Here is a 24870-nt window from a genome sequence, read left to right on the forward strand (position 1 = left end):
GCCTCCCCGATCCCCCTCAGGCTTCACCACTGTACGTTCCGACCCTGAGTGAAACCTCTGAGAGGGCGATACTGGGTAATCGGTGTGCTCGTCCAGGCAATAAGATGGACTCCTGTGACTCCAGCCGACCTTGCCGAACTGCTCCGAGGGACCGCCGCGAAGGTGCTCGCCGAGCACGGACTCGACGTATCCGTACTGCCCGCGACGTTGACGGTCGAGCGTCCGCGAAATCCCGAGCACGGCGATTACGCCACCAACGTGGCGATGCAGGTCGCCAAGAAGGCCGGCGTCAATCCCCGCGATCTGGCCACCTGGCTGGCGGAGGCGCTGACGGCGTCCGAGGGCATCGACTCGGCCGACGTCGCGGGACCCGGCTTCCTCAACATTCGCCTCGCAGCCGACGCGCAGGGCGCGATCGTCGCGAAGGCGCTCGAGGCGGGCGCGGCGTACGGCGCGGGTGACGCGCTCGCCGGGAAGCGGATCAACCTCGAATTCGTCTCCGCGAACCCCACCGGCCCCATCCACCTCGGTGGAACCCGCTGGGCCGCGGTCGGCGACGCGCTGGGCCGTATCCTGTCCACGCAGGGCGCCGACGTGACGCGCGAGTACTACTTCAACGACCACGGCGCCCAGATCGACCGCTTCACGCGTTCGCTGATCGCCGCGGCGAAGGGCGAACCGGCGCCGGAGGACGGGTACGCCGGCGAATACATCGTCGACATCGCCGCCGATGTGCAGAAGCAGGCCCCGGGCGTCCTCGAGCTGCCCGAGGCCGAGTGCCACGAGACCTTCCGGTGCATCGGCGTCGAGCTGATGTTCACCCACATCAAGCGCACGCTCCACGAGTTCGGCGTCGACTTCGACGTCTACTTCCACGAGAACTCGCTGTTCGAGTCGGGCGCGGTGGAGACGGCGGTCGAGACCCTCAAGAGCTCCGGCAACCTGTACCACGAGGACGGTGCGTGGTGGCTCAAGAGCACCGACTTCGGTGACGACAAGGACCGCGTCGTCATCAAGTCGGACGGCAACGCGGCCTACATCGCCGGTGACATCGCGTACTTCCAGAACAAGCGGGCCCGCGGCTTCGACCTGTGCATCTACATGCTCGGCGCCGACCACCACGGCTACATCGGCCGCCTCAAGGCCGCCGCGGCCGCGTTCGGTGACGATCCGGACACCGTCGAGGTCATGATCGGGCAGATGGTCAACCTCGTTCGCGGCGGCGTGGCCGTGAAGATGAGCAAGCGAGCCGGCACCGTCATCACCCTCGACGATCTCGTCGAGGCGATCGGCGTCGACGCCGCCCGGTATGTCCTGGTGCGCTCGTCGGTGGACCAGAGCATCGACATCGACCTCGAGCTGTGGACCAGCACCAGCAACGAGAACCCGGTGTACTACGTCCAGTACGCGCACGCGCGCCTGTGCTCGATCGCCCGCAACGCCGCCGACCTGGGGTTGAGCGCGGAGAACCCGAACCTGGGTCTGCTCACGCACGACCGCGAGGGCGACCTCATCCGCACGATCGGCGAGTACCCGCGCGTCGTGGCGAAGGCCGCCGACCTGCGCGAGCCGCACCGCGTCGCGCGGTACCTCGAGGAGCTCGCGGGCACCTACCACCGCTTCTACGACGCGTGCCGCATCCTGCCGCAGGGCGAGGAGGAGGCCGGCGACCTGCACACCGCGCGTCTGGCCCTGTGCGACGCGTCGCGTCAGGTGCTGGCCAACGGTCTCGGACTGCTCGGCGTCTCCACCCCGGAGCGCATGTGAACGCGCATCCCGCCGGTCCCCGGCACGCCGAGATCCAGCACGCCCCCGGGCTGCCGCCGCGTCCGACCACGGCGTCGGCGATGACGGCGCTGCCCGCGCAGGTGTGGCCGCGTGGCGCCGAGCGTGGCGCCGACGGTGTCGTCCGCATCGCCGGTGTCCCGGTCACCGACCTGGCCGCGAAGTACGGCACCCCGCTGTTCGTCGTGGACGAGGACGACTTCCGGTCCCGGTGCCGCGAAATGGCGCGCGCGTTCGGCGGCGCCGAGCGCGTGCACTACGCGTCCAAGGCGTTCCTGTCCGCCGAGATCGCCCGCTGGGTGCGTGACGAGGGACTGTCGATGGACGTCGCATCGGGCGGCGAACTCGCCGTCGCGCTGCACGCCGGGTTCCCCGCCGGGCGCATCACGATGCACGGCAACAACAAGTCCGTCGCCGAACTCGACACCGCGGTCACCGCCGGCGTCGGGCACATCGTGCTCGACTCGATGGTCGAGATCGACCGCCTGGACGAGGTCGCGGCTCGGCACGGTGTCGTGCAGGACGTGCTGATCCGGATCACGGTCGGTGTCGAGGCGCACACCCACGAGTTCATCGCGACCGCCCACGAGGACCAGAAGTTCGGGTTCTCGCTGTCCGGCGGCAAGGCCATGGAGGCGGCTGCCGCCGTGTTCGCTTCGGCGAACCTGCGACTGGTCGGTCTGCACAGCCACATCGGCTCGCAGATCTTCGAGGTCGACGGCTTCGAGCTGGCCGCGCACCGCGTGATCGGGCTGATGCGCGAGATCGTCGACCGTTTCGGGCCGGAGAAGACCGCGCAGCTGTCGATCGTCGACCTCGGCGGCGGTCTCGGTATCTCGTACCTGTCCAGCGACAATCCGCCGCCCGTGGACCAGCTCGCGGCCAAGCTCGCGCACATCGTCGCCACCGAGTCCGAGGCCGCGGGACTGCCCACCCCGACCCTCATGGTCGAACCCGGCCGCGCGATTGCCGGTCCGGGCACCATCACGCTGTACGAGGTCGGCACCATCAAGGACGTCACCCTCGACGCCGGTGCGACCCGGCGGTACATCAGCGTCGACGGCGGCATGAGTGACAACATCCGCACGTCGCTGTACCAGGCGGAATATGATGCGCGTCTGGTCTCGCGGGACAGCGACGGCGAGCCCGTCGTCGCGCGTGTCGTCGGCAAGCATTGCGAAAGTGGTGACATCGTCATCCGCGACGCGTGGATGCCGGACGACCTGGGTCCCGGAGATTTGCTCGCGGTCGCGGCGACGGGCGCATACTGCTATTCGATGTCCAGCCGGTACAACCTGCTCACCCGCCCAGCCGTGGTGGCAGTGCGAGACGGCGCCTCACGCCTAATCTTGCGTAGGGAAACTGTGGAAGATCTGCTCAGCTTGGAGGTTTCGGAGTGACCAGCGAATCGGCGCAGCGCGCCATCGGGGTGGCTGTTCTCGGCCTCGGGACCGTGGGCAGCGAGGTGGCTCGGATCATCCGGGACCACTCGACGGACCTCGAGGCCCGAGTCGGTGCGCGTCTGGAACTGCGCGGTGTCGCGGTGCGCCGCATCGACGGTGATCGCGGCGTGCCGCGGGAGTTGCTGACCACCGACGCGGAGTCCCTCGTGACCCGCGACGACGTCGACGTGGTCGTCGAGGTGATCGGCGGTATCGAGTTGCCGCGCAAGCTGGTGCTCGCAGCGCTCAACGCGGGCAAGTCCGTGGTGACGGCCAACAAGGCCCTGCTCGCCGAGTACACCGGCGAACTCGCCGAGGCGGCAGAGCGGCAGAGCGTGGACCTGTACTTCGAGGCCGCCGTCGCCGGCGCGATCCCGGTGATCCGCCCGCTGACCCAGTCCCTCGCCGGTGACCGTGTGGACCGCGTCCTCGGCATCGTCAACGGCACCACCAACTTCATCCTGTCCGCGATGGACGAGACCGGCGCCGACTACGCCGACACGCTCGCCGAGGCCGGTCGTCTGGGTTACGCCGAGGCCGACCCGACCGCCGACGTCGAGGGCTTCGACGCGGCGTCGAAGGCCGCGATCCTCGCATCGATCGCGTTCCACACCCGCGTCACCGCCGGTGACGTGTACCGCGAGGGCATCTCGAAGATCACCTCCGCCGACCTCGATGCCGCGAAGTCGCTGGACTGCACGATCAAGCTGCTGTCGATCTGCGAGCGCATCGTCGGCGAGGACGGCAGCGAGCGCGTCTCCGCCCGCGTGTACCCGGCGCTCGTCCCGCGCGAGCACCCCCTCGCCGGTGTCAACGGCGCCTACAACGCCGTGGTCGTCGAGTCCGCCGCCGCGGGCCGCCTGATGTTCTACGGCCAGGGCGCCGGTGGCGCTCCCACCGCGTCGGCCGTCATGGGCGACCTCGTCATGGCCGCGCGCAACCGCGTGCACGGCGGACGCGGACCCCGCGAGTCCAAGTACGCGGACCTGCCGATCGCGCCGATGGGCGACATTCCCACCCGGTACTACGTGAACATGCAGGTCGCCGACCGCGCCGGCGTCCTCTCGGCGGTCTCCGCCGAGTTCGCCAAGCGTGGCGTCAGCATCTCCACGGTCCGGCAGGAGGGCGCCGGCGACGGCGCGCGCCTGGTGGTCGTCACTCACCTCGCGAACGACGCGGCACTGTCGGAAACGGTTGCCGCCCTTGCCGAACTCGAATCTGTAACCGCTGTGACCAGCGTGCTCCGACTGGAAGGTACCTCCGAATGACCGGCGCCAACCCCAAGGCCGATACCAAGACCACCCCCGTCCACACGCCGTGGCCGGGACTGATCGAGGCCTACCGTGACCGGCTCGCGATCGGACCGAACTGGAAGACCGTCACCCTGCGCGAGGGCGGCACGCCGCTGCTGCCCGCCGGGCACCTGTCGGAGCTCACCGGCTGCGACGTGTACCTCAAGGTCGAGGGCCTCAACCCCACCGGTTCCTTCAAGGACCGCGGCATGACGATGGCCGTCACCGACGCCCTCGCCCGCGGCCAGCAGGCCGTGCTGTGCGCGTCCACCGGTAACACCTCCGCCTCCGCCGCCGCGTACGCCGCCAAGGCCGGGATGGGCTGCGCCGTGCTGGTTCCGCAGGGCAAGATCGCGATGGGCAAGCTCGCGCAGGCCGTCATGCACGGCGCGCGAATCATCCAGGTGCAGGGCAACTTCGACGACTGCCTCGAGCTGGCTCGCAAGACCACCGCCGAGTTCCCGACCATCGGCCTGGTCAACTCGGTCAACCCGGTGCGTATCGAGGGCCAGAAGACCGCCGCATTCGAGATCTGCGACGCCCTCGGCAAGGCCCCCGACGTGCACGCGCTGCCCGTCGGTAACGCCGGCAACATCACCGCCTACTGGCGCGGCTACTCGGAGTACTTCGCCGACGGGATCACCTCGGTGCGTCCGCGCATGCTCGGTGTCCAGGCCGCCGGTGCCGCTCCGCTGGTGCACGGCGCCCCGGTCAAGGATCCCGAGACCATCGCGACCGCGATCCGCATCGGCGCACCCGCGTCGTGGGACGGTGCCGTCGCCGCCAAGGAGGAGTCGAACGGCGCGTTCCGTGCCGCGACCGACGAGGAGATCCTCGAGGCGTACCGCCTGATCGCGGCCACCGAGGGTGTCTTCGTGGAGCCGGCGTCGGCCGCCAGCGTCGCGGGCCTGCTCGCCGCGCGCAAGGAGGGCTGGCTCGATTCCGGCCTGACCGTGGTCTGCACCGTCACCGGCAACGGCCTCAAGGATCCCGACACCGCGCTCGCGGGCATGCCTGCGGTGCAGCCGATCCCGGTCGACCCCGTGGCTGTCGCCTCCGCCCTCGAGCTGGCGTAGTGACCGCGGCCAGGGACACGGCAGCCACGCCGGCGAACCAGGACGAGACGACCCGGACCACGACTCGGAACCAGACGATGACACAGACCCTCCCCATCGGACTCACGGTGACCGCGCGCGTCCCCGCGTCCAGTGCGAATCTCGGTCCGGGATTCGACACCCTGGGGCTGGCGCTGGGTCTGTACGACGAGATCACGGTCACCACCACCGAGTCGGGCCTGACCGTCCGGGTCGAGGGTGAGGGCGCCGACGACGTGCCGTGGGGTCCGTCGCACCTCGTCGTCCGCGCCATCGAGCGGGGTCTCGAAGCGGCGGGAGTGTGGGCCGACGGCCTGGATGTGGTGTGCCGGAACGCCATTCCGCACTCGCGCGGGCTCGGTTCCTCGGCCTCGGCCGCTGTCGGTGGCCTGGCCGCGGCCAACGGACTCGCCCGCAAGGCGGCTCCCGAACTCGAGCTCACCGACGCGCAGCTGGTGCAGCTGTCGTCGGAGTTCGAGGGACATCCCGACAATGCCGCCGCCAGCGTGCTGGGCGGGGCAGTGGTGTCGTGGAGCGAGACCTCGGACGACGACGATGCGCAGCGCCTCTACCGCGCGGTGCGGTTGCCGGTGCACCCCGACGTCCGAGTGGTGGCACTGGTGCCGTCCGAGCGTTCGTCAACTGCGCTCACCCGCGGACTGCTGCCGGAGACGGTTCCGCACCGCGACGCCGCGTTCAACGTCAGCCGCGGTGCGCTCGCGGTCGTCGCGCTCACCCAGCGACCGGATCTGTTGATGACCGCGACGGAGGACAAGCTGCACCAGACGCAGCGCGCTCCGGCGCTGCCGTTGACGACGCGGTGGATCGCGAAGCTGCGTGAGGCGGGCATCGCGGCCACCGTCTCGGGCGCCGGCCCGACCGTGCTGGCGCTTTCCGACCGGCCGTTCCCGGAGGCGCTGCGGGTCGAGGCCGAGCGCGAGGCCCTGCGAGTGCTCGAACTCGAGATCGCAGACGGCGTTCAGATCGACTGAGTCCGGATGGACCGATGGGACGCGCTCAGGACTGGTTCTTGCCGAGTAGGGCATTCGCCGCTATCCTGAGCGTGTCCGTACATCGTGCGCTTCAGACGCCGGTGCTTCACCAGGGCAATCACTCCATTTCTTCGGGGTAATCCTGGCACGATTCCTACGCGATTTCTTCTGCGTGGATCGATCGACAGCACCCGCCTTCTCGGGTGATGTGATGGGGGACAAGGCCGACATTCCATCCAGCGGATACGGCACATCCGAGTTCAGTTGTCGACTGAACTGCGGGACGAACCCTCGGCTTTGCGCAGCGCGAGCGAGGGAAGGAAAGGACCTCCGTGACCGATACGGACCTGATTGCCACGCCTGTTCAAGATTCCCCGGCAGAGGCCGAGGGTGCCCGGGCGGGTAATTCTCCAAAGACTTCTGACGCTGCACCGCGCGAGGGCGCGGTCGTCGCGTCCACCAAGCGTGCCGAGGCCCGGCGTGGAGCCGGGCTGTCCGGGATGGTGCTCGCCGAGCTTCGTTCGCTCGCGGGCGAACTCGGCATCAAGGGCACCTCGGGAATGCGCAAGGGTGACCTGATCGCCGCAATCAAGGAGCGTCAGGGTGGCTCGAGTGCCGCCAAGGCGGCTCCTGCCGAAGCCGCTCCCGCCGCGGAAGCGCCGGCGCCTCGCAAGGAGAGCGCCGAGTCGTCGGCACCGGCGACTGCCGATGTGCAGGAGAGCGCCGACGCCGAGCAGGGCAGCCGTCGTGGTCGTCAGCGTCGCGGCGCCTCGCGTCGTACGGGTGCTCCCGAGGGTGCCGAGGCGGAGAACGCGCAGGCCGACACCGCCCAGGCCGAGCCCAAGGCCGCCGACTCCAAGCAGGAGCAGGGCCGGGAGCAGACCAAGGACCAGGGCAAGGACCAGCAGTCCGACGACCGAGGCGAGCGCGGCGGACGTCGTGAGCGCGGTGAGCGTGGCGACCGTGCTCAGGGCGGTGACCGCGGTGAGCGCGGCGAGCGTGCTCAGGGCGGCGACCGCTCCCAGAGCGGCAACGGACCTCGTGGCGAAGGTCGCGGTGAACGCCGTGACGGTGACGACGAAGAGGGCGGTCGCGGACGTCGTGGACGTCGCTTCCGTGAGCGTCGCCGTGGTCGTGACCGTGGCGAGGGCGGCGAGGTCCGCGAGGGCCGCGAGCCCGAGATCCGCGAGGACGACGTCCTGCAGCCGGTCGCCGGCATCCTCGACGTCCTCGACAACTACGCGTTCGTGCGCACCTCCGGCTACCTCGCGGGCCCGAACGACGTGTACGTCTCGATGAACCTGGTTCGCAAGAACGGCCTGCGTCGCGGTGACGCGATCACCGGCGCGGTCCGCGTTCCCCGTGAGGGCGAGCAGCAGAGCAACCAGCGGCAGAAGTTCAACCCGCTGGTGCGCCTGGACACCGTCAACGGTGGCGACGTCGAGGCGGCGCGCAAGCGTCCGGAGTTCAACAAGCTCACGCCGCTCTACCCGAACCAGCGACTGCGCCTCGAGACCACGCCGAACATCCTCACCACGCGTGTCATCGACCTGATCATGCCGATCGGTAAGGGTCAGCGTGCCCTGATCGTGTCGCCGCCGAAGGCCGGTAAGACCACCGTCCTGCAGGACATCGCGAACGCGATCACGGTCAACAACCCCGAGTGCTACCTCATGGTCGTCCTCGTCGACGAGCGTCCCGAGGAAGTCACCGACATGCAGCGCTCGGTGAACGGCGAGGTCATCGCCTCGACGTTCGACCGTCCGCCGGCCGATCACACCTCGGTTGCCGAGCTGGCGATCGAGCGCGCGAAGCGCCTCGTCGAGGCCGGTCGCGACGTCGTGGTGCTGCTCGACTCGATCACCCGTCTGGGCCGCGCGTACAACAACTCGTCGCCCGCGTCGGGACGCATCCTGTCCGGTGGTGTCGACTCGACCGCGCTGTACCCGCCGAAGCGATTCCTCGGTGCCGCTCGCAACATCGAGAACGGTGGCTCGCTGACCATCATCGCGTCCGCGCTGGTCGAGACCGGCTCGACCGGTGACACCGTGATCTTCGAGGAGTTCAAGGGCACCGGCAACGCCGAGATCAAGCTCGACCGCAAGATCGCCGAGCGACGCGTCTTCCCGGCGGTGGACGTCAACCTGTCCAGCACCCGCAAGGACGAGCTGCTGATGAGCCCCGACGAGTTCGCCGTCGTGCACAAGCTGCGGCGTGTGCTCTCCGGCCTCGATTCGCACCAGGCCATCGACCTGCTCGTCGACCGCCTCAAGAAGAGCAAGAGCAACATCGAGTTCCTGATGCAGGTCTCGAAGACTGCTCCGGGCGCGCTGGGGGACTGACCTCCACAGGCCCGAACCTGATCGACGACCTCGTCCCCGTGTGCCTCGCGCAGCGGGGACGAGGTCGTATCGGGCGGGAATCAATCTGCGTGGGGGCGCGTTTATGAGGATGCGTCCGCCTCTGGCAGAATGGGCGATCGCGTGACAATCATGTCCGGTTCCGGTTCACGGCCTCGAACGGCGAGGTCGACCCGGCGGCCATCGAAAGGGACACCATGAAGGCTGGAATCCACCCCGAATACGTCGCCACCACCGTCGTGTGCGGTTGCGGTAACACGTTCGAGACCCACAGCACCGCGACCAGCGGACGTATCAACGTCGAGGTCTGCTCGCAGTGCCACCCGTTCTACACCGGCAAGCAGAAGATCCTCGACACCGGCGGCCGCGTGGCTCGCTTCGAGGCTCGCTACGGCAAGCGTGCCGACAAGAAGGCCGCTGCCGACCAGTAGCTGTCCCGCCGACGCCCGTCCTGCGATTCTGCAGGCCGGGCGTCGGTCTTTTTCTCCGGCACGACAGTTGTGCCGTCCCCTGAACCGCGTTTGGCGCGCTTGCCGCGGTCCGGAGGCTTCGAAAACACCGACAAGTGCGCGAAACGCGAAACAGGAGCCCACCATGGCAGGGACGACGCAGCCGTCGGCGATCGACGACATCCTGGCCGAGCACGCAGGTCTCGAGCAGCAGTTGGCCGATCCGGCACTGCACAACGATCCGACCGCGGCACGCAAGGCCGGCAAGCGCTTCGCCGAGCTCGCACCCGTCATGGCCACGTACGCCAAGCTCGTGGCGGCGCAGGAGGATCTCGAGGCCGCGCGTGAACTCGCCGCCGACGACTCCACCTTCGCGGCCGAGGTTCCCGCGCTCGAGGAGACGGTCACCGAGCTCGACAAGGCACTCACCGACCTGCTGGCCCCGCGGGATCCGCACGACGGCGACGACGTGGTGCTCGAGCTCAAGTCCGGCGAGGGCGGCGAGGAATCGGCGCTGTTCGCCTCCGACCTCGCCCGCATGTACGTCCGTCACGCCGAGCGGGCCGGCTGGAAGGTCGAGATCCTCGACGCCACGGTCTCCGACCTCGGCGGATACAAGGATGCGACCATCTCGATCAAGTCGAAGGGCGACGTCCGCGACGGTGTCTGGTCGCGCCTGAAGTTCGAGGGCGGCGTGCACCGCGTGCAGCGGGTGCCGGTGACCGAGTCGCAGGGACGCGTCCACACCTCCGCCGCCGGTGTGCTGATCTACCCCGAGCCCGAGGAGGTCGAGGAGGTGCAGATCGACGAGACCGATCTGCGCATCGACGTCTACCGCTCGTCGGGCAAGGGTGGCCAGGGCGTCAACACCACCGACTCCGCGGTGCGGATCACCCACCTGCCGACGGGCATCGTCGTGACCTGCCAGAACGAGCGTTCGCAGCTACAGAACAAGGCCCGCGCGATGCAGGTGCTCGCGGCACGCCTGCAGGCTGCCGCTGAGGAGGCCGCGGACGCCGAGGCGTCGGCGGGTCGTCAGAGCCAGGTCCGCACGGTCGACCGCTCCGAGCGCATCCGCACCTACAACTTCCCCGAGAACCGCATCACCGATCACCGCATCGGGTTCAAGGCGCACAACCTCGACGCGGTCCTCGACGGCGACATGGAAGCGCTGCTCGACGCCCTCGGCAAGGCCGACCGCGAAGCGCGTCTCGCTGCCGAGTAGTCGCCCGCGTCACGGGACGACGGTGGTGGCGACGCCGCCCTGCGCCAGCACACAGGGCTGACCGGTGCCGTTGGTGTAGACACCGTCGAGCACGGTGACGACGGTGCCCGGTCCGGTGTCCGCGACGAACTCGGCGCGGGTCCCGTTGTTGGTGAGCGTGGCGATGCCGTTGGCGCCGGTGGAGTTGTTGACCCATACGACCCTGCCGCCGCCGGCCGGCGGCGGCTCGTCGACGCTGATCGCGAGCCGTCCACCGGGCAGTGGAGTGGCGTCGGCGACTCCCATCCCGTTGGGGCAGATCGCCGGTGCCGGCTGTACGTCGAACGGGGTGGCGTGCGCGAGAGCGGGTCCGATCGCGACGGTGACTGTGGTGAATGCTGCGGCGGTCAGCAAGCGCGCCGCTGTGGCGGAGAACATGGGATGTTCCTTCGTCCGGCCTCGGTCTGACGGTGTCCAGACCGGTCGTATTCTATCGCCGGTACGGCCGCTGGAGCGTCCGCGCAAGCCGTCCGGCACCTATCCGTGCTGCGTCCGTGACCGACGTGGCAGTCTGTACCCGTGAGACAACCCATCCGCCTGGCCATCATCGAGGCAGCCGCCGAGTTGGAGAGAGCCGGGGTCCCCTCGGCGCGGGTGGATGCCGAGCTCCTCGCCGCGCACCTGCTGGGCGTCGAACGGACGCGACTCGGCCTCGTGCCGCTGGTGGACCCGCCCGTGATCGACGAGTACCGCAAGCTCGTGGCGCGCCGCGCGGAACGTATTCCGCTGCAATACATCACGGGATCGACAGCGATGGGCAACATTTCGCTCGAGGTCGGGCCGGGGGTGTTCGTTCCGCGGCCGGAGACCGAACTCCTGCTGGCGTGGGCGCTCGCACATCTCGAGTCGTCCGGCCGCCGTGCGCCCGTCGTGATGGACCTGTGCACCGGATCCGGCGCACTGGCGCTGGCGATCGCGCACGCCAGGCCCGATGCCGTCGTCCATGCCGTGGAACTCCAGCCGGAGGCGCTGGCGTGGGCGCGCCGCAACTCCGATCGTCGGCGCGAGGCCGGCGACACTCCGATCCGCCTCGTCCAGGGCGACGTGACCGACCGCGCGTTGCTCACCGAACTCGAGGGTGGCGTCGACCTCGTCGTCTCCAATCCGCCGTACATTCCCGAGGGCGCCGTGCTGGACCCCGAAGTGGCCGACCACGATCCGCACACCGCGCTGTTCGGTGGGGCGGACGGGTTGTCGGTGATCAAGCCGATGGTCAACAACATTGCGCGGTGGCTGCGCATCGGCGGCGCGGTGGGCGTCGAGCACGACGACACCAACGGCGCCCAGGTCGCCGAACTGTTCCGGTCACGCCGGGTGTTCGATCACGTCGTCGAACATCCGGATCTCGCGGGTCGGCCCCGATTCGTGGTGGCGCACCGCGTGGCGACCGATGTCGAGGCGGCACGATGACGGCGCTCCGAGCGTGAGTGAAAGGATGGGGGAGTGAGCACCGTCTACGACTGCAAGCAACCCGACAACCGTGAAGCAGGACTGACCGCGGCCAAGAACGCGCTGCGGGCCGGCCGACTGGTCGTGCTGCCGACCGACACCCTGTACGGACTGGGCGCCGACGCGTTCGACGGTGACGCCGTCGCAAGCCTGCTCAGGGCCAAGGGGCGCGGTCGGGACATGCCGGTGCCGGTCCTGGTGGGGTCGTGGAACACGATCGACGGACTCGTCTACTCGGTGCGCCCGCAGGCACGCGACCTCATCAAGGCCTTCTGGCCCGGTGGTCTGAGTCTCGTTGTGCAGCAAGCGCCTTCGCTGGCCTGGGATCTCGGCGACAGCCGGGGGACGGTCATGCTGCGGATGCCGCTGCACCCGGTCGCGCTCGACCTCCTGCGTGAGGTGGGTCCGCTCGCGGTCTCGAGCGCCAACATCTCCGGACGCCCGCCGGCGACCACCGTCGACGAAGCCCGCGACCAGTTGGGCGGGGCCGCCAGCGTCTACCTCGACGGCGGACCGGCCGCCCACGCCGTCGCGTCGACGATCGTCGACCTCACCGGCGACGAGCCGCGCATCCTCCGCGAGGGAGCGGTGTCGACCGCCGACGTCGCCGAGGTGCTCGGTGTCACCGCGGAGAGTCTGCTGCCGGGAGGGGCGTAGTCGTGACGGGACTCGTCGTGCACAATCCCGGCCGTCGGCCGGTCGGCCGGTAGCGTCGTCCAGGTGAGTCCTGCGGATACGGCCCTGCTGGCGCTCGCCCAGGGTGGCAACGGGGCGGGTGTGCCGCTGCGTGAGCTACTCCTGGTGCTGTTCACCGCAGCCGTCGTCACGTTCCTGGGGACGGGCGCGGTCCGGGTGCTCGCGATTCGCTTCGGGGCGGTCGCCGTGCCCCGCGACCGCGATGTCCACGTACAGCCCACGCCACGACTCGGTGGTGTCGGGATGTACATCGGCATGCTCGTCGCGCTCCTGTTCGCGCAGCAGCTACCGGCCCTGACACGTGGGTTCGAGTTCACGACCGACATCAGCGCGGTCCTGGTCGCCGGTTTCGTCATCGTGCTGGTCGGCGTGATCGACGATCGCTGGGGCCTCGACGCGCTCACCAAGTTCGTCGGTCAGGTGACCGCGGCCGGGATCCTCGTCGTCATGGGGGTCAGTTGGTACATCGTCTTCCTGCCGTTCGGCGAGGGCACCACGGTGATCCTCGATCAACTGCAGGCGGGCTTGGTGACGGTCGCGGTGGCGGTCGTGATGATCAACGCGATGAACTTCGTCGACGGCCTCGACGGCCTCGCGGCCGGGCTCGGGCTGATCGCGTCGCTCGCGATCTGTGCCTTCTCGGTGGGACTGCTCCACGACCAGGGCGGCGACGTCAGCGCGTACCCCCCGGCGATGATCGCGGCGGCCCTCGCCGGCGCCTGTCTGGGCTTCCTGCCGCACAACTTCCAGCCGGCCCGGATCTTCATGGGCGACTCCGGGTCGATGCTGATCGGTCTGACCCTGGCAGCGGTCTCGACGAGTGCGTCCGGCCGGATCAGTCTGAGTGCGTACGGGTCCCGGGATCTGCTCGGCCTGCTCTCACCGCTCCTGCTGGTGGGTGCGGTCATGTTCATTCCGATCCTCGATTTGCTGCTCGCCATCGTCCGGCGGACGCGTGCCGGGGTCAGCCCGTTCAGCCCGGACAAGATGCACCTGCACCATCGACTGCTGCAGATCGGTCACTCGCACCGTCGCGTCGTGTTGCTGATCTATTTGTGGGTCGCGGTGCTCGCGTTCGGAGCGGTCGGCTCGGCGCTGATCGATCGGCGGGTCGTGGTCCTACTGGTGGCCGGTGGACTGGTGTTCGCGCTGGTGGTCACGGCGGTCCCGTCATGGCGTGGATTGCAGCAGGATCGCCGCCGGTAGCCAGGGCGGGGGCAGCGGGCGTCCCGCAGCCTTCCTCTAACCTGGGTGCCGTGACTTCGACCCCCGCGCCGTACTCTTCCGATCCCACCGCTGCCCTCCGCCGAGGCGTCCGTTACGGACTGCTCGGACTGCTCGTGCTTGCCGTCGGAGGCGCGATCGTCGCGAGCCTGTTCGCCGGTGTCGAGGGCTTGTGGGGGGCGCTCCTCGGAGCGGCCGTCGGCGGCGGATTCATCCTGTGCACCGCCCTCGCGGTGCTGCTGACCGCCAAGCTCCCGGCCGTGACGGCCGGCGCGGTGCTGCTCGGCAGCTGGCTGCTGAAGATGATCCTCGCGATCACGGTCCTCGCGATCCTGGACCCACTGGACTTCTACAACCGCCAGGCCATGGTCATCGTCATTGTCCTGTCGCTGGTCATCGTGCTGGGCGCCGAGACTTACGGCGTGATGCAGACCAAGGTTCCGTATGTCACGCCCGCCGAGTCCGACGACGACGGGGGCACCGACTAGCCCGTCACCGTGCGGGCCCGCAGGGGGGGTGCCGGGAATGCCCGGAGAGCCTTTCCCGGATTCAAGGGGTACCCCATCTACACAACGTCGTAGATGTCTTGATAGTCTCTGGGCCAAGCGAGTGTGCTGACTACGGGAAATTCCATAGAACCCGCAGATTGGGCCGCGCTTGCAGGCAGCAGGGGTCGTCGGAGTTGTCCGAATTTTCGATTCGGACGGAACCGCCCTCGCGTTGCCGAGTCGACGACCGTCGCCGACACCGACAGACGCCAGGACCGGTTCACCCGGGTCTCCAGCTGCTGACGAATACGCGAGCCGACCTGGTCGACTTGTTAGATCGTCAATGTCCGATCGAACCGCAGACAGTGATGCCTGCGGCCGACTACGGGAGAGACCGCTGAGCGTCACCTTCATGGCCGCGGGTGAATACCATCCGCCGTCACTCGATGATTTCTACCCGCCCGCAGTGCTGTTCGAGGGCACCGCCTTCGAACTCGACCGTCTGATGCTCATCCGCCTTGGGATGTCGGCGCTGGTGGCACTGTTCTTCATCATCGCGATGCGTAGCCCGAAGATCGTTCCGCGCGGTATCCAGAACGTTGGCGAGATCGCTCTCGATTTCGTCCGGATCAACATCGCGGAAGAGATCCTCGGCAAGGAGCAGGGAAAGCGTTTCCTGCCTGTCATCACGACCATCTTCTTCGTCGTGCTCGCCAGCAACTTCGCCAGCATCACGCCGTTCCTGAACATCTCGCCGAACGCTCGAATCGGTATGCCGCTCGTGCTCGCCGCACTGGCCTACATCGTGTTCAACTACGTGGGCATCAAGAAGTACGGCTTCTTCAAGTACGTGAAGTCCAGCATCGTGGTGCCTGGTGTGCCGCTGCCGCTGCACTTCCTGCTGATCCCGATCGAGTTCATCTCGACCTTCGTGCTCCGGCCGTTCACGCTGATGGTCCGTCTCATGGCCAACATGCTCGCCGGACACATCCTCCTGGTGCTGTTCTTCAGCGCTACGCAGTACTTCTTCTTCACCTCCGGAGGGTTCCAGGCGATCTTCGGTGTGGCCTCGCTGGCCGCCGGTATCGCCTTCACCTTCTTCGAGTTGCTGGTGATCTTCCTGCAGGCGTATGTCTTCGCCCTGCTGACCTCGGTGTACATCGACCTGGCTCTCCACGCCGACTCGCACTGACCACTCTAAATCGTTAGACCTGCCCCACTGGCCGACCGGCGGTGGGCAACAGAAAGGGAACGGAACACCAAATGAGCGTTGCGCTTCAGGCAGTTGAGGTCCTCGCGCAGGATGCGACCACGACTTTCAAGGGTCTCGGTGCAGTCGGCTACGGTCTCGCGGCCATCGGCCCCGGCATCGGCGTGGGCATCGTTGTGGGTAAGGCAATCGAGGGCATGGTCCGTCAGCCCGAGATGGCCGGCCAGGTTCGTACCACGATGTTCCTCGGTATTGCATTCACCGAGGCCCTCGCGCTGATCGGCCTCGTTGCCGGCTTCATCTTCTAAGAACACACCATGTCAACCACCATCGCATTGCTCGCGGCCGAGGGGGAAACACACAACCCCCTCCTGCCCGCGACGTATGACATCACTTGGTCGATCGTTGCCCTGGTGGTCGTCGGGTTCGTCTTCTGGAAGTTTGTCCTTCCGATGTTCCAGAAGGTTCTCGCCGAGCGCACCGAGCAGATCGACGGCGGCATCAAGCGTGCCGAAGAGGCTCAGGCCGAGGCCAAGGCCGCGCTGGAGCAGTACCATGCCCAGCTCGCCGAGGCTCGCACCGAAGCCGCACAGATCCGCGAGGAAGCACGTACTCAGGGCCAGCAGATCATCGCTGAGATGAAGGCACAGGCTCAGGAGGAGAGCGACCGCATCGTCGCCGCCGGTCACAGCCAGCTCGTCGCCCAGCGTCAGCAGATCGTGACCGAGCTGCGGGGAGACCTCGGCAAGACCGCGGTCGACCTGGCCGAGAAGGTCATCGGGGAGTCTCTCGCCGACGACGTCAAGCGCGCCGGAACGGTTGATCGCTTCCTCAACGAGCTGGACGCAGTCAGCGCCGATTCCGCAGCAGGAAAGTGAGCACCATGTACGCAGCGAGCCGTGAAGCCCTGACGCAGACCCGTGCTGCGCTCACCGCGGCGTTGGATTCCGTCTCTCCCGGCGCGGCCACTTCGGCCGCGGCGCAGGCTGGATCCGAGCTGTTCTCGGTGGTCGAGGTTCTCGACGGTCAGCGCACTCTTCGGAGTGCCCTGGCCGACGCGTCCACGCCTGCCGCTGGTCGACAGGGCCTGGCCCGCCAGGTGTTCTCGGGGAAGGTCGGCGCCGAGGCGCTGGCAGCCCTCGAGGCCGCCGCGGGCCGGGACTGGTCGACCTCGGCGGATCTGCTGAACTCGCTGGTCACGGTCGGACGCGAGTCCCTGCTCCGGGCAGCGGCGGACCAGAACCAGAGCGACACGGTCGAGGACGAGCTCTTCCGCCTCGGCCGCATCGTTGCCGGCAATCCGCAGCTGGAGCAGGTCCTTTCGGATCGTTCGACGCCCGTCGCCGGCAAGCGCGAGCTGCTGTCGAAGCTGCTGTACGGCAAGGTCACCGCGATCACGGAGGCCCTCTCCATTCAGGCCGTGGGTCGCCTGCGGACCGCTCCCGCTGACGCGTTCGACGAACTGTCGACGCTGGCTGCGGCTCAGCGGAACAAGGCCGTTGCGCACGTGCGCAGCGCCTCGGCGTTGTCGAGCGAGCAGGTCGATCGCCTGTCGGCGACGCTGACCCGTACCTACGGCAAGCCCGTCACCGTGCACGTGGAGGTCGAACCCGCCCTCCTCAGTGGCATGGTCGTCCGGGTGGGCCACGAGGTCATCGACGGGAGCGCGGCCGGTCGCCTCGCTGCCCTGCGGAAGACCTTCAAGTAGCCGACGACCGAACACATACTCCCGATCTTTTCGAAGACCAGATACCGAGAGCAGGAAAAACATGGCGGAGCTGACGATCTCCTCCGACGAGATCCGTAGCGCGATCGAGAACTACACCGCGAGCTACTCACCGGAGGCCTCCCGCGAGGAGGTCGGCACGGTGTCCGACACCAGCGACGGCATCGCTCACATCACCGGCCTGCCGTCGGCGATGGCCAACGAGCTGCTGGAGTTCCCGGGCGGTGTGCTCGGCGTGGCGCTGAACCTGGACGCGACGGAGATCGGCGCGGTCGTCCTGGGCGACTACGAGCACATCGAAGAGGGCCAGGAAGTCAAGCGGACCGGCGACGTTCTGTCGGTGCCGGTCGGCGACGGCTACCTGGGTCGTGTCGTGGACCCGCTGGGTCGTCCGATCGACGGCCTCGGCGACATCGAGACCACCGAGACTCGCGCGCTCGAGCTGCAGGCCGCTTCGGTGCTGGAGCGTCAGCCCGTCGAGGAGCCGCTGCAGACGGGTATCAAGGCCATCGACGCCATGACCCCGATCGGTCGCGGCCAGCGTCAGCTCGTCATCGGCGACCGTAAGACCGGCAAGACCGCGGTCTGCGTCGACGCCATCCTGAACCAGAAGGCAAACTGGGCGACCGGCGACCCGAAGCAGCAGGTCCGCTGCATCTACGTCGCGATCGGCCAGAAGGGCTCCACCATCGCCGGCGTCAAGCAGGCGCTCGAGGAGCAGGGCGCGATGGAGTACACCACCATCGTCGCTGCCCCGGCCTCCGATTCCGCCGGCTTCAAGTGGCTGGCCCCGTACACCGGTTCGGCCATCGGCCAGCACTGGATGTACCAGGGCAAGCACGTCCTCATCGTGTTCGACGACCTGACCAAGCAGGCCGAGGCGTACCGCGCCATCTCGCTGCTGCTGCGTCGTCCGCCGGGACGTGAGGCCTACCCGGGTGACGTCTTCTACCTGCACTCTCGTCTGCTGGAGCGTTCGGCCAAGCTGTCCGACGAGCTCGGTGGCGGTTCGCTGACGGCTCTGCCGATCATCGAGACCAAGGCCAACGACGTCTCGGCGTACATCCCGACCAACGTCATCTCGATCACCGACGGCCAGGTCTTCCTCGAGTCCGACCTGTTCAACAAGGGCATCCGCCCCGCGATCAACGTCGGTATCTCGGTCTCCCGAGTCGGTGGCGCCGCACAGACCAAGGGCATGAAGAAGGTCTCCGGTTCGCTGCGTCTCGAGCTGGCCCAGTTCCGTGAGCTCGAGGCCTTCTCGGCCTTCGCCTCCGACCTGGACGCCGCTTCGAAGGCTCAGCTCGAGCGTGGCCAGCGCCTCGTCGAGCTGCTCAAGCAGGACCAGTACTCGCCGATCGCGGTCGAGGACCAGATCATCTCGATCTACCTCGCCGGCGAAGGCGTGTTCGACTCGGTTCCCGTCGGCGACGTCCGTCGCTTCGAGGCCGAGCTGCTCGAGGACCTGCACCGCAACGCTGCCGGTGTCTACGAGTCGATCAAGGGCGGCAAGGCCCTCGACGCCGATTCGACCGCAGCCCTCATGGCGGCCACCGACAAGTTCAAGCAGGGCTTCCTCGCCTCCGACGGAAGCCGTGTCGTGAACGAGGCCGAGGCTGAAGCTCTCGACGCTTCCCAGGTCGGCCAGGAGAAGGTCACCGTCAAGCGCACCACTGTCAGCAAGTGAGCGTGGACCCCATGACTCAGCGTCACCCGAAGGGAGAGTGATCGATCGATGGCAAGCATCCGCGAACTGCGTTCTCGCATCAAGTCGGTCAACTCGACCAAGAAGATCACCAAGGCGCAGGAACTGATCGCGACTTCGCGTATCACGAAGGCGCAGGCCCGGGTTGCGGCTTCCAAGCCGTACGCCGAGGAGATCACCAAGGTGCTCTCCGAGCTGGCCAGTGCTTCGGCGTCGCTCGATCACCCGCTGCTCAACGAGCGTGCGAACCCGAAGCGCGCCGCTGTCCTGGTCGTCACCAGTGACCGCGGTATGTGTGGCGGTTACAACTCCAATGCCCTCAAGGAGGCGGAGGAGCTGTTCCAGCTGCTGCGCTCCGAGGGTAAGGAGCCCGTGATCTACGTGCTCGGTTCCAAGGGACTCGGCTACTACACCTTCCGCGGCCGCAACATCGGCGGATCGTGGACCGGCTTCTCCCAGGAGCCCGGTTACGCGGATGCCGCGAAGGCGAGCCGTCACCTGGTCGAGCTGTTCATGGCCGGATCCGGTGCCGAGGTCGAGGCACCGAACGGGGAAGGCACGATCGAGGGCGTCGACGAGCTCCACATCGTCTACACGCGCTTCGTCTCGATGCTCACCCAGAAGCCGGAAGTCCGGCGGATGGCCCCGCTCGAGGTGGACTACACCGAGGATCACATCGAGCTGGGCGAGGACATCCTGTCCAACGGCCAGCACGACGGCAAGTCGGGTCCGGTGGCTGGCTACGACTTCGAGCCCGAGGCCGGCACGCTGCTGTCGGCTCTGCTGCCGAAGTACGTCAGCACGCGTATCTACTCGGCTCTGCTGGACTCCGCCGCCTCGGAGTCTGCCGCCCGTCGTACCGCGATGAAGGCCGCGACGGATAATGCGAACGAACTGGTGAACACCCTGAGCCGTCAGGCAAACCAGGCTCGCCAGGCCCAGATCACCCAGGAAATCAGCGAGATCGTCGGTGGCGCGAATGCGCTGGCCTCGAGCGCAGGAAGTGACTAGCACATGACCGCAGCAGTAACCCAAACCAACGCGAACGGCCAGGACACCACGTCCGGCCGGGTCGTGCGGGTCATCGGTCCCGTTGTGGACGTTGAGTTCCCGCGCGGCCATGTTCCCGACCTGTTCAACGCCCTGCACTCGCAGGTCACCCTGCCGTCGGTGGCGAAGACGCTGACGCTCGAGGTTGCGCAGCACCTGGGCGACAACCTGGTGCGCACCATCTCGATGCAGCCGACCGACGGCCTGGTCCGTGGCGCTGCGGTGACCGACACCGGCAAGCCGATCTCGGTTCCCGTCGGCGACGTCGTCAAGGGCCACGTGTTCAACGCCCTCGGTGACTGCCTCGACGCTCCGGGCACCGGTCGCGACGGCGAGCAGTGGGGCATCCACCGCAAGCCCCCGGCCTTCGATCAGCTCGAGGGCAAGACCGAGATCCTCGAGACCGGCATCAAGGTCATCGACCTGCTGACCCCGTACGTCAAGGGCGGCAAGATCGGTCTGTTCGGTGGTGCCGGCGTCGGCAAGACCGTTCTGATCCAGGAGATGATCACCCGTATCGCCCGCGAGTTCTCCGGAACCTCGGTGTTCGCAGGCGTCGGTGAGCGGACCCGTGAGGGCACCGACCTCCACCTCGAGATGGAAGAGATGGGCGTCCTCCAGGACACCGCCCTTGTCTTCGGCCAGATGGACGAGCCGCCGGGAACGCGTATGCGCGTCGCCCTGTCCGCGCTGACCATGGCGGAGTACTTCCGCGATGTCCAGGGCCAGGACGTCCTGCTGTTCATCGACAACATCTTCCGCTTCACCCAGGCCGGCTCCGAGGTCTCGACCCTGCTGGGTCGTATGCCTTCTGCCGTGGGTTACCAGCCGACGCTGGCGGACGAGATGGGTGAGCTCCAGGAGCGCATCACCTCGACCCGTGGTCGCTCGATCACCTCGCTGCAGGCGATCTACGTCCCCGCCGACGACTACACCGACCCGGCGCCGGCCACCACGTTCGCGCACCTCGATGCGACCACCGAGCTCTCGCGTCCGATTTCGCAGATGGGTATCTACCCCGCTGTGGACCCGCTGACGTCGACCTCGCGCATCCTGGAGCCCGGCATCGTCGGTGCCGAGCACTTCCGCGTCGCGAACGAGGTCAAGCGGATCCTGCAGAAGTACAAGGAGCTGCAGGACATCATCGCCATCCTCGGTATGGACGAGCTTCAGGAAGAGGACAAGGTCCTCGTCGGCCGCGCCCGCCGTATCCAGAAGTTCCTCGGCCAGAACTTCATCGTCGCCGAGAAGTTCACCGGTGAGCCCGGCTCGGTCGTGCCGCTGCGCGACACCATCGAGGCGTTCGACCGCGTCTGCAAGGGCGAGTTCGACCACCTGCCGGAGCAGGCGTTCAACAGCTGCGGTGGACTCGACGACGTCGAGGCCGCTGCCAAGAAGATCGCCGGAAAGTAGACCGACATGGCTGAGATGACCGTTGAACTCGTTGCCGTCGAGCAGCGACTCTGGTCGGGATCGGCGAAGCTCGTCAGCGCCCAGACGACCGAGGGCGAGATCGGTGTCATGCCCGGGCATGAGCCGGTCCTCGGTCAGCTGGTGGAGGGCGGCGTGGTTTCGATCACGACCGTCGACGGCGAGCGTGTGGTCGCGGCCGTGCACGGCGGTTTCCTCTCGGTGACCGCCACCACGGTGACGATCCTGGCCGAGTCCGCGGACATGGCCCAGGACGTCGACGTCGAGGCGGCCAAGGCCGTCCTGGCTGAGACCACCGACGACCTCGAGGCGATTGCGGTCGCCAAGGGTCAGCTGCGTGCGGTCGAGCGCGCCTAGTCAGTTCACGACGAGCCGCGACGGAGCCGACGAGCAGTGACGATCGGGATGGTAGTTCTCATCATTCTGGTTGTGCTGCTCGCGGTCTTCGTCGCGGCTTTCGTGTATCGACTGACGGTGTTGCGTCGCGGCGGGACTGCCGCGATCCTCCGTGTCACGCCCGCCCCCGGCGGGAGCGGTTGGCGGCACGGAGTGGTGCGGTACGGCGAGGGCTCCCTGGTCTTCTTCAAGCTGTCGAGTCTGCGGCCGGGTCCGGACACGCGGATGAGTCGCCAGGGCATCGAGGTCGGCGCTCGTCGCGGTCCGGTCGGCAACGAGTACGACATCATGACCGACGAGATCGTGATCCTCGAGGTGACGGACGGCGACAGGACGTACGAGATCGCGCTGGACCGGGGCGCACTGACCGCGTTCCTCTCGTGGGTCGAGTCGCGGCCATCGGGGCGTTCGATGCGCGGTCGTCCGGCCTGATCGAGCCGAGACGCCGCTGACGGAAAGAGAAAAGGGAGGCCCGCGGGCCTCCCTTTCGCGTTACCCGGTTGCGGTCAGGCGTCGCCTCCGGCACCGGGCTTCCAGAGGACGTCGCCGCCCGGGTTCGCCAGCCGGCTGACGATGAACAGCAGGTCCGACAGTCGGTTGAGGTACTTCGCCGGAAGCACACCGGTGTCCTCGGGGCTGGCTTCGACGGCAGCCCACGCCGAGCGCTCCGCGCGCCGGGCGATCGTCCGGGCGGAATGGAGCAGGGCCCCGAGGGGGGTGCCGCCGGGCAGGATGAACGAGTGCAGCGGCTCGAGGCGCTCGTTGAACTGGTCGCACCAGGCCTCGACGCGGTCGATGTACGGCTGCGTCACGCGCAGAGGCGGGTATTTCGGGTCCGGGACGACAGGTGTCGAGAGGTCGGCTCCGGCGTCGAAGAGATCGTTCTGAATCTGCCGGAGTACGTCGACGATCTCCTCGGGTGGCGCACCCAGAGCGAGCACGACGCCGATGCTCGCGTTCGTTTCGTCGCAATCCGCGTACGCGATCAGTCGAGGATCGTTCTTGGACACACGGGAGAAATCGCTGAGTCCCGTGGTGCCGTCGTCCCCGGTCCGGGTATAGATCCGCGTCAAGTGAACAGCCATGGGCTAACGGTACCGCCCAGCAGGTCTGCCGCAGCCCTGGCTAGGCTGTGCGACTGTGAGTGAGCGCTTTCTTGTCACTGGTGGAAACCGCCTCGTCGGTGAGGTGCCAGTGGGCGGGGCGAAGAACAGCGTCCTGAAGCTGATGGCCGCGGCATTGTTGGCCGAGGGAACCAGTGTGATCAGCAACTGCCCCGACATCCTCGACGTGCCCCTGATGGCCGAAGTCCTCAGGGGCCTCGGGTGCGAGGTCGTCCTCGAGGGGTCCGTTGCGACCATCACGACGCCGGCCCAGCCCAAGTACCACGCAGACTTCGCCGCCGTGCGCCAGTTCCGGGCGTCGGTGTGCGTGCTCGGACCACTGGTTGCACGCTGCCGGAAGGCGGTTGTGGCACTGCCTGGTGGCGACGCGATCGGTTCTCGGCCTCTCGATATGCACCAGTCGGGACTGCGACTGCTCGGCGCTCACAGCGAGATCGAGCACGGATGCGTTGTGGCGGAAGCCGATGACCTGCACGGCGCGAACATTCGATTGGCCTTCCCGTCGGTCGGGGCGACCGAGAACATCTTGATGGCCGCAGTTCTCGCCAGGGGCGAGACCGTCATCGACAATGCTGCGCGGGAGCCGGAGATCGTCGACCTGTGCAACATGCTGACGAGGATGGGCGCGAAGATCAGTGGCGCCGGCTCGACGACGCTGACCATTCGCGGTGTCGAGAAGCTGGAGCCGACCACACATCGCGTCATCGGAGACCGGATCGTCGCGGCGACGTGGGGGATTGCGGCGGCCATGACTCGCGGTGACGTCCTCGTTCGCGGGGTGAACCCGAAGCACCTGACTCTGGTGCTCGACAAGCTGCGGTCGGCCGGCGCCCAGGTGTCGGCAGAGGCTGATGGGTTCCGCGTGGTGCAGGCGAAGCGTCCCCAGGCCGTCAACTTCGCGACGCTGCCGTATCCGGGGTTTCCGACGGACCTGCAGCCCATGGCGATCGGGCTCGCCGCGATCGCGGAGGGCACCTCGATGATCACCGAGAACGTCTTCGAGGCGCGGTTCCGCTTCGTCGAGGAGATGATCCGGCTGGGTGCCGATGCCCGGACCGATGGCCATCACGCAGTAGTGCGGGGGGTGCCCGAGCTGTCCAGCGCCCCGGTGTGGTCGTCGGACATTCGCGCAGGGGCGGGCCTCGTCCTCGCCGGCCTGGTCGCGGACGGCGTGACGGAGGTGCACGACGTCTACCACATCGACCGTGGCTACCCGCGCTTCGTCGAGGACCTGTCGGGACTGGGCGGCGACATCCGGAGAGTGGTCGACGGCGAGTAGCGGCCGCGCAGGGGAGGGGCCCTGGAGCCTCTCGAGGGCCTGTGCTCGGCGTCACAACTGGACGTTTGTTCGTAATCGTCGCCGATCGGGCCGCACGACCTGCGGAAAGTCTGCTCCGTACGTCTCCGACCAGGCGGTTTGACGCCCACCGCCGCGTAACTTATTCCAGGTCAGAGCGACACGGACACCGACCCGGACCTGAGGGACTGGGAAAACGAGGTTGTACGGAGAGCGCCTGGCGAATCTGCTTCGATCGGTTCTGGTTCACGGATTTGCGTCCGGGTACGGATCTGGTTAGGCTGGAACAGTTGCCCCGAAACGAGGAGCCTGAGGGTTTCGAGTGGTGGTGTGCGTGTGTTCTTTGAGAACTCAACAGTGTGTCGATGAATGTCAGTGCCAATTTTTTGGTACCTC

24 protein-coding genes are annotated in these 24870 nt (G+C 67.6%); 22 read left to right on the plus strand and 2 right to left on the minus strand.

From position 1 onward, the window contains the following. Positions 1-114 precede the first annotated feature (114 nt). The 8 genes from argS to prfA all read left to right on the plus strand — a co-directional run bounded on the left by argS (position 115) and on the right by prfA (position 10639). Complete coding sequence (gene argS, locus HUN07_RS10100; protein ID WP_174909496.1) at positions 115-1767, plus strand: arginine--tRNA ligase; 1653 nt, start codon at positions 115-117, stop codon at positions 1765-1767. After that, positions 1764-3185, plus strand: a complete 1422-nt coding sequence (gene lysA, locus HUN07_RS10105; protein ID WP_114722188.1) for a diaminopimelate decarboxylase — start codon at positions 1764-1766, stop codon at positions 3183-3185. Before argS ends, lysA begins: the two co-directional genes overlap by 4 nt. After that, on the plus strand, positions 3182-4495 hold the full coding sequence (locus tag HUN07_RS10110; RefSeq protein ID WP_114722187.1) for a homoserine dehydrogenase: 1314 nt from the start codon (positions 3182-3184) through the stop codon (positions 4493-4495). Before lysA ends, HUN07_RS10110 begins: the two co-directional genes overlap by 4 nt. Continuing rightward, a complete protein-coding gene (gene thrC, locus HUN07_RS10115; RefSeq protein ID WP_114722186.1) occupies positions 4492-5595 on the plus strand; it encodes a threonine synthase in 1104 nt (367 codons plus the stop codon). Before HUN07_RS10110 ends, thrC begins: the two co-directional genes overlap by 4 nt. Positions 5596-5672: 77 nt before the next feature. Continuing rightward, complete coding sequence (gene thrB, locus HUN07_RS10120; protein WP_114722309.1) at positions 5673-6605, plus strand: homoserine kinase; 933 nt, start codon at positions 5673-5675, stop codon at positions 6603-6605. A 332-nt stretch (positions 6606-6937) separates the two neighbouring features. Continuing rightward, entirely contained in the window at positions 6938-8947 is a 2010-nt protein-coding gene (rho, locus tag HUN07_RS10125) for a transcription termination factor Rho (RefSeq protein ID WP_174909498.1), read from the plus strand. 215 nt (positions 8948-9162) lie between these two features. After that, entirely contained in the window at positions 9163-9396 is a 234-nt protein-coding gene (gene rpmE / locus HUN07_RS10130) for a 50S ribosomal protein L31 (protein WP_031938367.1), read from the plus strand. A gap of 163 nt (positions 9397-9559) precedes the next feature. Next, a complete protein-coding gene (gene prfA, locus HUN07_RS10135) occupies positions 9560-10639 on the plus strand; it encodes a peptide chain release factor 1 (protein ID WP_174909500.1) in 1080 nt (359 codons plus the stop codon). Positions 10640-10648: 9 nt separating this feature from the next. Here prfA and HUN07_RS10140 read toward each other — a convergent pair whose 3' ends face one another. Beyond that, positions 10649-11056 carry an amidohydrolase gene (locus HUN07_RS10140; RefSeq protein WP_174909501.1) on the minus strand — a complete coding sequence of 136 codons (408 nt, stop codon included), beginning with the start codon at positions 11054-11056 and terminating at the stop codon, positions 10649-10651. A 141-nt stretch (positions 11057-11197) separates the two neighbouring features. On the opposite strand from HUN07_RS10140, the gene prmC reads away from it, so the two are divergent. The 13 genes from prmC (at position 11198) to HUN07_RS10205 (ending at position 22485) form a co-directional block, all read left to right on the plus strand. Then, on the plus strand, positions 11198-12088 hold the full coding sequence (prmC, locus tag HUN07_RS10145; protein WP_174909503.1) for a peptide chain release factor N(5)-glutamine methyltransferase: 891 nt from the start codon (positions 11198-11200) through the stop codon (positions 12086-12088). Between the two features lie 33 nt (positions 12089-12121). Continuing rightward, a complete protein-coding gene (locus tag HUN07_RS10150; RefSeq protein WP_114722181.1) occupies positions 12122-12784 on the plus strand; it encodes an L-threonylcarbamoyladenylate synthase in 663 nt (220 codons plus the stop codon). 63 nt (positions 12785-12847) lie between these two features. Continuing rightward, a complete protein-coding gene (locus HUN07_RS10155) occupies positions 12848-14029 on the plus strand; it encodes a glycosyltransferase family 4 protein (RefSeq protein WP_114722180.1) in 1182 nt (393 codons plus the stop codon). Positions 14030-14070: 41 nt separating this feature from the next. Beyond that, a complete protein-coding gene (locus HUN07_RS10160) occupies positions 14071-14535 on the plus strand; it encodes a hypothetical protein (protein WP_174914605.1) in 465 nt (154 codons plus the stop codon). A 412-nt stretch (positions 14536-14947) separates the two neighbouring features. Next, complete coding sequence (gene atpB, locus HUN07_RS10165) at positions 14948-15727, plus strand: F0F1 ATP synthase subunit A (protein WP_174909505.1); 780 nt, start codon at positions 14948-14950, stop codon at positions 15725-15727. Between the two features lie 71 nt (positions 15728-15798). Next, positions 15799-16053, plus strand: a complete 255-nt coding sequence (locus tag HUN07_RS10170; protein WP_174909507.1) for an ATP synthase F0 subunit C — start codon at positions 15799-15801, stop codon at positions 16051-16053. Positions 16054-16062: 9 nt separating this feature from the next. Further along, entirely contained in the window at positions 16063-16623 is a 561-nt protein-coding gene (locus HUN07_RS10175; RefSeq protein ID WP_114722177.1) for a F0F1 ATP synthase subunit B, read from the plus strand. A gap of 5 nt (positions 16624-16628) precedes the next feature. Then, the gene (locus HUN07_RS10180; RefSeq protein ID WP_174909509.1) at positions 16629-17453 is read left to right on the plus strand and encodes a F0F1 ATP synthase subunit delta; all 825 of its coding nucleotides are present in this window, start codon (positions 16629-16631) and stop codon (positions 17451-17453) included. A gap of 61 nt (positions 17454-17514) precedes the next feature. Continuing rightward, positions 17515-19158: a F0F1 ATP synthase subunit alpha gene (gene atpA, locus HUN07_RS10185; protein WP_114722176.1), complete on the plus strand. Its 1644-nt coding sequence runs from the start codon at positions 17515-17517 to the stop codon at positions 19156-19158. Between the two features lie 48 nt (positions 19159-19206). Next, a complete protein-coding gene (locus HUN07_RS10190; protein ID WP_114722175.1) occupies positions 19207-20187 on the plus strand; it encodes a F0F1 ATP synthase subunit gamma in 981 nt (326 codons plus the stop codon). A 3-nt stretch (positions 20188-20190) separates the two neighbouring features. After that, the gene (gene atpD / locus HUN07_RS10195) at positions 20191-21639 is read left to right on the plus strand and encodes a F0F1 ATP synthase subunit beta (RefSeq protein WP_174909510.1); all 1449 of its coding nucleotides are present in this window, start codon (positions 20191-20193) and stop codon (positions 21637-21639) included. A 6-nt stretch (positions 21640-21645) separates the two neighbouring features. Further along, positions 21646-22014 carry a F0F1 ATP synthase subunit epsilon gene (locus HUN07_RS10200; RefSeq protein ID WP_114722173.1) on the plus strand — a complete coding sequence of 123 codons (369 nt, stop codon included), beginning with the start codon at positions 21646-21648 and terminating at the stop codon, positions 22012-22014. A 48-nt stretch (positions 22015-22062) separates the two neighbouring features. Then, complete coding sequence (locus HUN07_RS10205; protein ID WP_174909512.1) at positions 22063-22485, plus strand: DUF2550 domain-containing protein; 423 nt, start codon at positions 22063-22065, stop codon at positions 22483-22485. A gap of 74 nt (positions 22486-22559) precedes the next feature. Here the strand turns inward: HUN07_RS10205 and HUN07_RS10210 are convergent, their stop codons facing one another. Then, on the minus strand, positions 22560-23138 hold the full coding sequence (locus tag HUN07_RS10210; protein WP_114722172.1) for a cob(I)yrinic acid a,c-diamide adenosyltransferase: 579 nt from the start codon (positions 23136-23138) through the stop codon (positions 22560-22562). A gap of 55 nt (positions 23139-23193) precedes the next feature. Here HUN07_RS10210 and murA point away from each other — a divergent pair, with 55 nt between their 5' ends. Further along, positions 23194-24456: a UDP-N-acetylglucosamine 1-carboxyvinyltransferase gene (murA, locus tag HUN07_RS10215; protein ID WP_174909514.1), complete on the plus strand. Its 1263-nt coding sequence runs from the start codon at positions 23194-23196 to the stop codon at positions 24454-24456. The last annotated feature ends 414 nt before the right edge of the window (positions 24457-24870 follow it).

Origin of the sequence: Rhodococcus sp. W8901 (assembly GCF_013348805.1) — a bacterium.
Taxonomy (GTDB): Bacteria; Actinomycetota; Actinomycetes; order Mycobacteriales; family Mycobacteriaceae; genus Prescottella.